The organism is Photobacterium sanguinicancri (genome assembly GCF_024346675.1).
GTDB classification, from domain to species: domain Bacteria; phylum Pseudomonadota; class Gammaproteobacteria; order Enterobacterales; family Vibrionaceae; genus Photobacterium; species Photobacterium sanguinicancri.
The window spans coordinates 22937-35913 of the sequence record NZ_AP024850.1 but is presented as its reverse complement, the minus strand read 5'-3'; the positions used below and the strand labels follow the sequence as shown (position 1 = coordinate 35913).

Below are 12977 nucleotides of genomic sequence, written 5' to 3'. Positions count from 1 at the left end.
AAGGAACCCAGTAATGCCAAGCCCAATACTAACTCACAGCTATTACTCTGACTTTTTCGCCCACAAGGGTTATGCCTTCCTCAAAAAAATTTCGATGGATTACACGCCGCCTTCGAATTTGGTTATTTTTTCAGTCATGCACTGTTATGAAGGTTCGCTTCCCTATATCAATGTGTTGGCCGAGTTAGCTGATAGCCTTGTTTTCATCCCCAAAAGCGCCACCGCCGAACAAAACCAAACGTTAAAGGAAACGATCCAGACGGTTCCCCACTGCAATATTGTAGATGATCGTTTCAACAAACAAAGCTTAAGAGATCCTCAAGTAGCTGAAGCATTGATCCGCCAATCGATCAGTGCTGACAGCCAATTTTTGATCCTCGATCATGGTGGCTACTTCTCCCATGCTATCGAGCATATTAGCCAAGTCTTTTCAGAACAATGTGTAGGTATTACAGAGTTAACCGCTAACGGACTCTATAAGTATCTCAACAAATCGTTCGATAAACCCCTAGTTACCGTTTCTCACCTCAGTATCAAAGCGCCTGCCGACTACGAAGCATCAGAATGTATCGTTCATTATTCTGACCAAATTCTCCGCGAAGAGTTTGGCCTCAAGATCAATAACGATGAATTTCTTAAAGTCGGTGTCATTGGTGCAGGAAACCTTGGCCGTGGTGTTATCCAATACCTAAAAGGTAAAGGGATTAGCTGTATTCAGGTCGCCGACATAGATTCACGTAAGCTCACCCAATTTCCCCGTAACGGTGTACAAGTCAGCTCAATCGAAAGATTAGTGAGTCAATGCAATATGCTGTTCTGCTGCACAGGGAATGGCGCTTTACCTGAAGCCCTATTGGACAGCCTCGATAAAAGTGTCTTCATTGCGACAGTCACCTCAGCCGACGATGAACTACGCTTACCCGAGTTAATTGAAAGTAGTGCTTTAGTGGAAGTTGGCGGCAACAAATTAGTTCGTGAATATCATACCCGTAATAAGCAGAGTATTTATTTACTGGCTGGCGGTGAGTCTGCCAATACGCCATTTAAAACCGGCATGGGGGATCCAACTCTCTACCTATTTGAAGCGGCACATATGCTAGCGGGATTACAGCTCCTTGAAGAGGAAAATAGCTTTACAGCTGGTATTCAAGCGCTCAGTGAGACCGATGAAATTATGATTGCTGAACGCTGGCTACGTCACTTTTATAATTACGGCTAACCCGAGACCACAATACTATCGCGATTCAAGCCTGCACTGCGGGCTTTTTAATAAATTTTAGACGTAAAAAAGCCCAAGTCGTGAGACTTGGGCTTAGTATAAGTGGCGGAGCGGGCGGGACTTCCCACACCGAAAATCAGCGCGCCCCTCGGCGTGATAGGCCGCCGCCTTCAAGGTAAAGAGGCTAACCAACTGAACGACCGCTCAGCGAGACCTTTCATAACTTTCAGGCGTAAAAAAGCCCAAGTCGTAAGACTCGGGCTTAGTATAAATGGCGGAGCGGACGGGACTCGAACCCGCGACCCCCGGCGTGACAGGCCGGTATTCTAACCAACTGAACTACCGCTCCACACGGTGATAAACAGTTGCCTGTCTATCCGATAAATGTCGTTCAATACACTTATCTAAATTTGAAGCCTGGCGATGACCTACTCTCACATGGGGAGACCCCACACTACCATCGGCGCTATTACGTTTCACTACTGAGTTCGGCATGGGATCAGGTGGGTCCATAATGCTATGGTCGCCAAGCAAATTCGGTTTATCTTACGCCATCGGCGGAAGATACAATCTGGGAAAGTTAACTAGTTACAATATCGTTCTTAACACGCATTCAAGCGCTATGGAGTCCGTAAAACCCCTTGGGTGTTGTATGGTTAAGCCTCACGGGCAATTAGTACAGGTTAGCTCAATGCCTCGCAGCACTTACACACCCTGCCTATCAACGTCGTAGTCTTCGACAACCCTTTAGAGACCTTAAAGGTCTAGAGATGACTCATCTTGAGGCTCGCTTCGCGCTTAGATGCTTTCAGCGCTTATCGATTCCGAACGTAGCTACCGGGCAATGCTATTGGCATAACAACCCGAACACCAGCGGTTCGTCCACTCCGGTCCTCTCGTACTAGGAGCAGCCCCTCTCAATCATCTAACGCCCACGGCAGATAGGGACCGAACTGTCTCACGACGTTCTAAACCCAGCTCGCGTACCACTTTAAATGGCGAACAGCCATACCCTTGGGACCGACTTCAGCCCCAGGATGTGATGAGCCGACATCGAGGTGCCAAACACCGCCGTCGATATGAACTCTTGGGCGGTATCAGCCTGTTATCCCCGGAGTACCTTTTATCCGTTGAGCGATGGCCCTTCCATTCAGAACCACCGGATCACTATGACCTGCTTTCGCACCTGCTCGAATTGTCATTCTCGCAGTCAAGCGGGCTTATGCCATTGCACTAACCTCACGATGTCCGACCGTGATTAGCCCACCTTCGTGCTCCTCCGTTACTCTTTGGGAGGAGACCGCCCCAGTCAAACTACCCACCAGGCACTGTCCGCACCCCCGATTAGGGGGCGACGTTAGAACATCAAGCATACAAGGGTGGTATTTCAAGATTGCCTCCACATCATCTAGCGACAATGCTTCAAAGGCTCCCACCTATCCTACACATGTAGGGTCAATGTTCAGTGCCAAGCTGTAGTAAAGGTTCACGGGGTCTTTCCGTCTAGCCGCGGGTACACAGCATCTTCACTGCGATTTCAATTTCACTGAGTCTCGGGTGGAGACAGCGTGGCCATCATTACGCCATTCGTGCAGGTCGGAACTTACCCGACAAGGAATTTCGCTACCTTAGGACCGTTATAGTTACGGCCGCCGTTTACCGGGGCTTCGATCAAGAGCTTCGACCGAAGTCTAACCCCATCAATTAACCTTCCGGCACCGGGCAGGCGTCACACCGTATACGTCATCTTTCGATTTTGCACAGTGCTGTGTTTTTAATAAACAGTTGCAGCCACCTGGTATCTGCGACTCCCAGCAGCTTAGAGAGCAAGTCTCATCACCGCGAGGAGCGTACCTTCTCCCGAAGTTACGGTACCATTTTGCCTAGTTCCTTCACCCGAGTTCTCTCAAGCGCCTTGGTATTCTCTACCTGATCACCTGTGTCGGTTTGGGGTACGATTGCTTATAACCTATCGCTTAGAGGCTTTTCCCGGAAGCATGGCATCAATGACTTCATCACCGTAGTGACTCGACATCGGGTCTCAGCCTTAAGATAGTCCGGATTTGCCTAAACTATCAGCCTACACCCTTGAACTTGGACGACCGTCGCCAAGCCCACCTAGCCTTCTCCGTCCCCCCATCGCAGTTATAAGCAGTACGGGAATATTAACCCGTTTCCCATCGACTACGCCTTTCGGCCTCGCCTTAGGGGTCGACTTACCCTGCCCCGATTAACGTTGGACAGGAACCCTTGATCTTCCGGCGAGGGAGTTTTTCACTCCCTTTATCGTTACTCATGTCAGCATTCGCACTTCTGATACCTCCAGCAGCCCTTACAGACCACCTTCAACGGCTTACAGAACGCTCCCCTACCCAATATGAACAAGTCATATTGCCGCAGCTTCGGTGTATAGCTTAGCCCCGTTAAATCTTCCGCGCAGGCCGACTCGACCAGTGAGCTATTACGCTTTCTTTAAATGATGGCTGCTTCTAAGCCAACATCCTGGCTGTCTGAGCCTTCCCACATCGTTTCCCACTTAGCTATAACTTTGGGACCTTAGCTGGCGGTCTGGGTTGTTTCCCTCTCCACGACGGACGTTAGCACCCGCCGTGTGTCTCCCGGATAGTACTTACTGGTATTCGGAGTTTGCAAAGGGTTGGTAAGTCGGGATGACCCCCTAGCCTTAACAGTGCTCTACCCCCAGTAGTATTCGTCCGAGGCGCTACCTAAATAGCTTTCGGGGAGAACCAGCTATCTCCAGGTTTGATTGGCCTTTCACCCCTAGCCACAAGTCATCCGCTAATTTTTCAACATTAGTCGGTTCGGTCCTCCAGTAAGTGTTACCTCACCTTCAACCTGCCCATGGCTAGATCACCTGGTTTCGGGTCTAATCCTAGCAACTATGACGCCCAGTTAAGACTCGGTTTCCCTACGGCTCCCCTAAACGGTTAACCTTGCTACTAAAATTAAGTCGCTGACCCATTATACAAAAGGTACGCAGTCACCCAACAAGTGGGCTCCTACTGCTTGTACGTACACGGTTTCAGGTTCTATTTCACTCCCCTCACAGGGGTTCTTTTCGCCTTTCCCTCACGGTACTGGTTCACTATCGGTCAGTCAGGAGTATTTAGCCTTGGAGGATGGTCCCCCCATGTTCAAACAGGATATCACGTGTCCCGTCCTACTCGTTTTCACTAATAATGCGTTGTCGGTTACGGGGCTATCACCCTGTATCGCTGTGCTTTCCAGCACATTCACCTAACGCAAGACTGGCTTAAGGGCTAATCCGATTTCGCTCGCCGCTACTCTCGGAATCTCGGTTGATTTCTCTTCCTTCGGGTACTTAGATGTTTCAGTTCCCCGAGTTCGCCTCGTTACGCTATGTATTCACGTAACGATACGTGCTTATGCACGTGGGTTTCCCCATTCGGAAATCCCAGTCTCAAGTGATTTTTACTATCTAAACTGGGCTTATCGCAAGTTAATACGTCCTTCATCGCCTCTGACTGCCAAGGCATCCACCGTGTACGCTTAGTCACTTAACCATACAACCCCAAGAGGTCTGTATGTTCAAACAACCAAGGTTTATCGTCACTCATTTCCGATCAAGAAAAATAAGGACATTGGTTTTTCGCCGGACTCTACACAAGACACTTGAATGTGTGTTGTTTTGAGAACTCGTTTTTATCATTAAAGATAAAAACTATTGTAATTCAATCATTCGATTGAATTTACTAGTCAGCTTTCCAGATTGTTAAAGAGCATTGTGTTTCTAACTAAAGAACCACTTTCTAATGATTTTCGGCGGCAAAAAAGCCGACTCAACAAAGATAACCTTCATTGAATCTGCATTTACGCAGAAAACAGTTAGAGAGTGGTGGGCGATACCGGGCTCGAACCAGTGACCCCCTCCTTGTAAGGGAGGTGCTCTCCCAACTGAGCTAATCGCCCACGATAGTTTTAATTCCTTCGTGAGAAAGAATGGTGGGTCGTGCAGGATTCGAACCTGCGACCAATTGATTAAAAGTCAACTGCTCTACCAACTGAGCTAACGACCCATACTTCTAAAAGAAGTGGCGTCCCGTAGGGGAGTCGAACCCCTGTTACCGCCGTGAAAGGGCGGTGTCCTAGGCCTCTAGACGAACGGGACTAAGTATTTCTGCCATGTTGTTGGGCAACATGGTGCTCTCTTACATTTTAACCAAGCAATCTGTGTGGACACTGCATCAAACAAGCAGTCTATCGTTTAAGGAGGTGATCCAGCCCCAGGTTCCCCTAGGGCTACCTTGTTACGACTTCACCCCAGTCATGAACCACACCGTGGTAAACGCCCTCCCGAAGGTTAAGCTATCTACTTCTGGTGCAGCCCACTCCCATGGTGTGACGGGCGGTGTGTACAAGGCCCGGGAACGTATTCACCGTGGCATTCTGATCCACGATTACTAGCGATTCCGACTTCATGGAGTCGAGTTGCAGACTCCAATCCGGACTACGACGTACTTTCTGGGATTCGCTCACCATCGCTGGTTGGCAGCCCTCTGTATACGCCATTGTAGCACGTGTGTAGCCCTACTCGTAAGGGCCATGATGACTTGACGTCGTCCCCACCTTCCTCCGGTTTATCACCGGCAGTCTCCCTGGAGTTCCCACCATTACGTGCTGGCAAACAAGGATAAGGGTTGCGCTCGTTGCGGGACTTAACCCAACATTTCACAACACGAGCTGACGACAGCCATGCAGCACCTGTCTCAGAGTTCCCGAAGGCACTAAGCTATCTCTAGCGAATTCTCTGGATGTCAAGAGTAGGTAAGGTTCTTCGCGTTGCATCGAATTAAACCACATGCTCCACCGCTTGTGCGGGCCCCCGTCAATTCATTTGAGTTTTAATCTTGCGACCGTACTCCCCAGGCGGTCTACTTAACGCGTTAGCTCCGAAAGCCAGGACTCAAGGTCCCAACCTCCAAGTAGACATCGTTTACGGCGTGGACTACCAGGGTATCTAATCCTGTTTGCTCCCCACGCTTTCGCATCTGAGCGTCAGTCTTTGTCCAGGGGGCCGCCTTCGCCACCGGTATTCCTTCAGATCTCTACGCATTTCACCGCTACACCTGAAATTCTACCCCCCTCTACAAGACTCTAGTCTGCCAGTTCAAAATGCTGTTCCGAGGTTGAGCCCCGGGCTTTCACATCTTGCTTAACAGACCGCCTGCATGCGCTTTACGCCCAGTAATTCCGATTAACGCTCGCACCCTCCGTATTACCGCGGCTGCTGGCACGGAGTTAGCCGGTGCTTCTTCTGTTGCTAACGTCAAACGGCAACGCTATTAACGTTACCGCCTTCCTCACAACTGAAAGTACTTTACAACCCGAAGGCCTTCTTCATACACGCGGCATGGCTGCATCAGGGTTTCCCCCATTGTGCAATATTCCCCACTGCTGCCTCCCGTAGGAGTCTGGACCGTGTCTCAGTTCCAGTGTGGCTGATCATCCTCTCAAACCAGCTAGGGATCGTCGCCTTGGTGAGCCATTACCCCACCAACTAGCTAATCCCACCTGGGCTAATCTTGACGCGAGAGGTCCGAAGATCCCCCTCTTTGGCCCGTAGGCATTATGCGGTATTAGCTATCGTTTCCAATAGTTATCCCCCACATCAAGGCATATTCCCAGGCATTACTCACCCGTCCGCCGCTCGTCAGCAAATTAGCAAGCTAATTCCTGTTACCGCTCGACTTGCATGTGTTAGGCCTGCCGCCAGCGTTCAATCTGAGCCATGATCAAACTCTTCAATTTAAAGTTTTTGATGGCTCAATGAATACTGATTGAATATCGATAACTAGAAGCTAGTCATGATATTCGAATTGACTGTGCCAAAGCTTAAGTAAACTTAAGTTTTGTATTGGTCACTCAGTTCATTGATGCCAAATTCATTGTTACTTAAAAAGTCACAATGAACAGTTTTGACTATTCATTTCACGAGTGCCCACACAGATTGCATGGTCAAATTGTTAAAGAACGTTGACTTTCAATACCTTAGCGTTGAACGCTTCAGCAAGTCAGGACGCGTATAATACGCTTCTCAACTTTTAAGTCAAGATAAAACTTTCATCTTTTTAATCATTCGATTAAAACATAAAAACCTTATATTGACTCCGCTCACACCGCTTGATGCTAGAGCGAAATAAAAGCCCGTTGTTGCCAACGGGCTCTCAAAATTGAAGCCTGGCGATGACCTACTCTCACATGGGGAGACCCCACACTACCATCGGCGCTATTACGTTTCACTACTGAGTTCGGCATGGGATCAGGTGGGTCCATAATGCTATGGTCGCCAAGCAAATTCGGTTTATCTTACGCCGTAGCGGAAGATACAATCTGGGAAAATCTAACTAGTTACAATATTCGTTCTTAACACGCATTCAAGCGTTATGGAGTCCGTAAAACCCCTTGGGTGTTGTATGGTTAAGCCTCACGGGCAATTAGTACAGGTTAGCTCAATGCCTCGCAGCACTTACACACCCTGCCTATCAACGTCGTAGTCTTCGACAACCCTTTAGAGACCTTAAAGGTCTAGAGATGACTCATCTTGAGGCTCGCTTCGCGCTTAGATGCTTTCAGCGCTTATCGATTCCGAACGTAGCTACCGGGCAATGCTATTGGCATAACAACCCGAACACCAGCGGTTCGTCCACTCCGGTCCTCTCGTACTAGGAGCAGCCCCTCTCAATCATCTAACGCCCACGGCAGATAGGGACCGAACTGTCTCACGACGTTCTAAACCCAGCTCGCGTACCACTTTAAATGGCGAACAGCCATACCCTTGGGACCGACTTCAGCCCCAGGATGTGATGAGCCGACATCGAGGTGCCAAACACCGCCGTCGATATGAACTCTTGGGCGGTATCAGCCTGTTATCCCCGGAGTACCTTTTATCCGTTGAGCGATGGCCCTTCCATTCAGAACCACCGGATCACTATGACCTGCTTTCGCACCTGCTCGAATTGTCATTCTCGCAGTCAAGCGGGCTTATGCCATTGCACTAACCTCACGATGTCCGACCGTGATTAGCCCACCTTCGTGCTCCTCCGTTACTCTTTGGGAGGAGACCGCCCCAGTCAAACTACCCACCAGGCACTGTCCGCACCCCCGATTAGGGGGCGACGTTAGAACATCAAGCATACAAGGGTGGTATTTCAAGATTGCCTCCACATCATCTAGCGACAATGCTTCAAAGGCTCCCACCTATCCTACACATGTAGGGTCAATGTTCAGTGCCAAGCTGTAGTAAAGGTTCACGGGGTCTTTCCGTCTAGCCGCGGGTACACAGCATCTTCACTGCGATTTCAATTTCACTGAGTCTCGGGTGGAGACAGCGTGGCCATCATTACGCCATTCGTGCAGGTCGGAACTTACCCGACAAGGAATTTCGCTACCTTAGGACCGTTATAGTTACGGCCGCCGTTTACCGGGGCTTCGATCAAGAGCTTCGACCGAAGTCTAACCCCATCAATTAACCTTCCGGCACCGGGCAGGCGTCACACCGTATACGTCATCTTTCGATTTTGCACAGTGCTGTGTTTTTAATAAACAGTTGCAGCCACCTGGTATCTGCGACTCCCAGCAGCTTAGAGAGCAAGTCTCATCACCGCGAGGAGCGTACCTTCTCCCGAAGTTACGGTACCATTTTGCCTAGTTCCTTCACCCGAGTTCTCTCAAGCGCCTTGGTATTCTCTACCTGATCACCTGTGTCGGTTTGGGGTACGATTGCTTATAACCTATCGCTTAGAGGCTTTTCCCGGAAGCATGGCATCAATGACTTCATCACCGTAGTGACTCGACATCGGGTCTCAGCCTTAAGATAGTCCGGATTTGCCTAAACTATCAGCCTACACCCTTGAACTTGGACGACCGTCGCCAAGCCCACCTAGCCTTCTCCGTCCCCCCATCGCAGTTATAAGCAGTACGGGAATATTAACCCGTTTCCCATCGACTACGCCTTTCGGCCTCGCCTTAGGGGTCGACTTACCCTGCCCCGATTAACGTTGGACAGGAACCCTTGATCTTCCGGCGAGGGAGTTTTTCACTCCCTTTATCGTTACTCATGTCAGCATTCGCACTTCTGATACCTCCAGCAGCCCTTACAGACCACCTTCAACGGCTTACAGAACGCTCCCCTACCCAATATGAACAAGTCATATTGCCGCAGCTTCGGTGTATAGCTTAGCCCCGTTAAATCTTCCGCGCAGGCCGACTCGACCAGTGAGCTATTACGCTTTCTTTAAATGATGGCTGCTTCTAAGCCAACATCCTGGCTGTCTGAGCCTTCCCACATCGTTTCCCACTTAGCTATAACTTTGGGACCTTAGCTGGCGGTCTGGGTTGTTTCCCTCTCCACGACGGACGTTAGCACCCGCCGTGTGTCTCCCGGATAGTACTTACTGGTATTCGGAGTTTGCAAAGGGTTGGTAAGTCGGGATGACCCCCTAGCCTTAACAGTGCTCTACCCCCAGTAGTATTCGTCCGAGGCGCTACCTAAATAGCTTTCGGGGAGAACCAGCTATCTCCAGGTTTGATTGGCCTTTCACCCCTAGCCACAAGTCATCCGCTAATTTTTCAACATTAGTCGGTTCGGTCCTCCAGTAAGTGTTACCTCACCTTCAACCTGCCCATGGCTAGATCACCTGGTTTCGGGTCTAATCCTAGCAACTATGACGCCCAGTTAAGACTCGGTTTCCCTACGGCTCCCCTAAACGGTTAACCTTGCTACTAAAATTAAGTCGCTGACCCATTATACAAAAGGTACGCAGTCACCCAACAAGTGGGCTCCTACTGCTTGTACGTACACGGTTTCAGGTTCTATTTCACTCCCCTCACAGGGGTTCTTTTCGCCTTTCCCTCACGGTACTGGTTCACTATCGGTCAGTCAGGAGTATTTAGCCTTGGAGGATGGTCCCCCCATGTTCAAACAGGATATCACGTGTCCCGTCCTACTCGTTTTCACTAATAATGCGTTGTCGGTTACGGGGCTATCACCCTGTATCGCTGTGCTTTCCAGCACATTCACCTAACGCAAGACTGGCTTAAGGGCTAATCCGATTTCGCTCGCCGCTACTCTCGGAATCTCGGTTGATTTCTCTTCCTTCGGGTACTTAGATGTTTCAGTTCCCCGAGTTCGCCTCGTTACGCTATGTATTCACGTAACGATACGTGCTTATGCACGTGGGTTTCCCCATTCGGAAATCCCAGTCTCAAGTGATTTTTACTATCTAAACTGGGCTTATCGCAAGTTAATACGTCCTTCATCGCCTCTGACTGCCAAGGCATCCACCGTGTACGCTTAGTCACTTAACCATACAACCCCAAGAGGTCTGTATGTTCAAACAACCAAGGTTTATCGTCACTCATTTCCGATCAAGAAAAATGAGGACATTGGTTTTTCGCCGGACTCTACACAAGACACTTGAATGTGTGTTGTTTTGAGAACTCGTTTTTATCATTAAAGATAAAAACTATTGTAATTGAATCTATTGATTCAATTTACTAGTCAGCTTTCCAGATTGTTAAAGAACAGGTGTTTTGATCATCAGAGATGAAAAATCCACTTTCTAATCACACTCTGTCGAATGTCTTTAGAAAGTGGTGGAGCTATGCGGGATCGAACCGCAGACCTCCTGCGTGCAAGGCAGGCGCTCTCCCAGCTGAGCTATAACCCCAACGTATAAAAAGACTGTTTACCGCCACTTTTTCTGGGAGAAAAAGTGGTGGGTCTGAGTGGACTTGAACCACCGACCTCACCCTTATCAGGGGTGCGCTCTAACCACCTGAGCTACAGACCCAAGTCTTTTTTGCGTTCTTTTACATTTTAACCAAGCAATCTGTGTGGACACTGCATCAAACAAGCAGTCTATCGTTTAAGGAGGTGATCCAGCCCCAGGTTCCCCTAGGGCTACCTTGTTACGACTTCACCCCAGTCATGAACCACACCGTGGTAAACGCCCTCCCGAAGGTTAAGCTATCTACTTCTGGTGCAGCCCACTCCCATGGTGTGACGGGCGGTGTGTACAAGGCCCGGGAACGTATTCACCGTGGCATTCTGATCCACGATTACTAGCGATTCCGACTTCATGGAGTCGAGTTGCAGACTCCAATCCGGACTACGACGTACTTTCTGGGATTCGCTCACCATCGCTGGTTGGCAGCCCTCTGTATACGCCATTGTAGCACGTGTGTAGCCCTACTCGTAAGGGCCATGATGACTTGACGTCGTCCCCACCTTCCTCCGGTTTATCACCGGCAGTCTCCCTGGAGTTCCCACCATTACGTGCTGGCAAACAAGGATAAGGGTTGCGCTCGTTGCGGGACTTAACCCAACATTTCACAACACGAGCTGACGACAGCCATGCAGCACCTGTCTCAGAGTTCCCGAAGGCACTAAGCTATCTCTAGCGAATTCTCTGGATGTCAAGAGTAGGTAAGGTTCTTCGCGTTGCATCGAATTAAACCACATGCTCCACCGCTTGTGCGGGCCCCCGTCAATTCATTTGAGTTTTAATCTTGCGACCGTACTCCCCAGGCGGTCTACTTAACGCGTTAGCTCCGAAAGCCAGGACTCAAGGTCCCAACCTCCAAGTAGACATCGTTTACGGCGTGGACTACCAGGGTATCTAATCCTGTTTGCTCCCCACGCTTTCGCATCTGAGCGTCAGTCTTTGTCCAGGGGGCCGCCTTCGCCACCGGTATTCCTTCAGATCTCTACGCATTTCACCGCTACACCTGAAATTCTACCCCCCTCTACAAGACTCTAGTCTGCCAGTTCAAAATGCTGTTCCGAGGTTGAGCCCCGGGCTTTCACATCTTGCTTAACAGACCGCCTGCATGCGCTTTACGCCCAGTAATTCCGATTAACGCTCGCACCCTCCGTATTACCGCGGCTGCTGGCACGGAGTTAGCCGGTGCTTCTTCTGTTGCTAACGTCAAACGGCAACGCTATTAACGTTACCGCCTTCCTCACAACTGAAAGTACTTTACAACCCGAAGGCCTTCTTCATACACGCGGCATGGCTGCATCAGGGTTTCCCCCATTGTGCAATATTCCCCACTGCTGCCTCCCGTAGGAGTCTGGACCGTGTCTCAGTTCCAGTGTGGCTGATCATCCTCTCAAACCAGCTAGGGATCGTCGCCTTGGTGAGCCATTACCCCACCAACTAGCTAATCCCACCTGGGCTAATCTTGACGCGAGAGGTCCGAAGATCCCCCTCTTTGGCCCGTAGGCATTATGCGGTATTAGCTATCGTTTCCAATAGTTATCCCCCACATCAAGGCATATTCCCAGGCATTACTCACCCGTCCGCCGCTCGTCAGCAAATTAGCAAGCTAATTCCTGTTACCGCTCGACTTGCATGTGTTAGGCCTGCCGCCAGCGTTCAATCTGAGCCATGATCAAACTCTTCAATTTAAAGTTTTTGATGGCTCAATGAATACTGATTGAATATCGATAACTAGAAGCTAGTCATGATATTCGAATTGACTGTGCCAAAGCTTAAGTAAACTTAAGTTTTGTATTGGTCACTCAGTTCATTGATGCCAAATTCATTGTTACTTAAAAAGTCACAATGAACAGTTTTGACTATTCATTTCACGAGTGCCCACACAGATTGCATGGTCAAATTGTTAAAGAACATACTGACTTCGTAGCGGGCTTAGCGCCTTGCTCCGTGTCAGTGAGGTCGTATTATAGGGAGTTCGATCGGTTTGGCAAGGC

The 12977-nt window shown here is 49.5% G+C and carries 1 protein-coding gene, 6 tRNA genes and 6 rRNA genes; 1 reads left to right on the top strand and 12 read right to left on the bottom strand.

Going from position 1 to position 12977, the window contains the following annotated elements; translation table 11 throughout:
* The first annotated feature begins 13 nt into the window (after positions 1 to 13).
* Positions 14 to 1219, top strand: coding sequence for a Rossmann-fold NAD(P)-binding domain-containing protein (locus OCU87_RS00165; RefSeq protein WP_261857620.1), 1206 nt, complete (start codon positions 14 to 16; stop codon positions 1217 to 1219).
* 272 nt (positions 1220 to 1491) lie between these two features.
* Here the strand turns inward: OCU87_RS00165 and OCU87_RS00160 are convergent.
* The 12 genes from OCU87_RS00160 to OCU87_RS00105 form a co-directional block, all read right to left on the bottom strand.
* Positions 1492 to 1568: transfer RNA gene (locus OCU87_RS00160), tRNA-Asp, on the bottom strand.
* 66 nt (positions 1569 to 1634) lie between these two features.
* Positions 1635 to 1750, bottom strand: a 5S ribosomal RNA gene (gene rrf, locus OCU87_RS00155).
* A 121-nt stretch (positions 1751 to 1871) separates the two neighbouring features.
* A 23S ribosomal RNA gene (locus tag OCU87_RS00150) occupies positions 1872 to 4764 on the bottom strand.
* Between the two features lie 330 nt (positions 4765 to 5094).
* Positions 5095 to 5170: transfer RNA gene (locus OCU87_RS00145), tRNA-Val, on the bottom strand.
* Between the two features lie 31 nt (positions 5171 to 5201).
* A tRNA-Lys gene (locus tag OCU87_RS00140) sits at positions 5202 to 5277 on the bottom strand.
* A gap of 16 nt (positions 5278 to 5293) precedes the next feature.
* Positions 5294 to 5369: transfer RNA gene (locus OCU87_RS00135), tRNA-Glu, on the bottom strand.
* A 97-nt stretch (positions 5370 to 5466) separates the two neighbouring features.
* Positions 5467 to 7009: ribosomal RNA gene (locus OCU87_RS00130) — 16S ribosomal RNA — on the bottom strand.
* Positions 7010 to 7436: 427 nt separating this feature from the next.
* Positions 7437 to 7552, bottom strand: a 5S ribosomal RNA gene (rrf, locus tag OCU87_RS00125).
* Between the two features lie 122 nt (positions 7553 to 7674).
* A 23S ribosomal RNA gene (locus OCU87_RS00120) occupies positions 7675 to 10567 on the bottom strand.
* Between the two features lie 286 nt (positions 10568 to 10853).
* A tRNA-Ala gene (locus OCU87_RS00115) sits at positions 10854 to 10929 on the bottom strand.
* Between the two features lie 46 nt (positions 10930 to 10975).
* A tRNA-Ile gene (locus tag OCU87_RS00110) sits at positions 10976 to 11052 on the bottom strand.
* A gap of 76 nt (positions 11053 to 11128) precedes the next feature.
* Positions 11129 to 12671 (bottom strand): 16S ribosomal RNA (locus tag OCU87_RS00105).
* The 16S, 23S and 5S rRNA genes sit together here with 6 tRNA genes alongside, the layout of an rRNA operon.
* Positions 12672 to 12977: the final 306 nt, after the last annotated feature.

Excerpts from the sequence above, each read along its gene's own strand:
- OCU87_RS00165 (WP_261857620.1), top strand. The coding sequence starts at position 14 with ATGCCAAGCCCAATACTAACTCACAGCTATTACTCTGACTTTTTCGCC.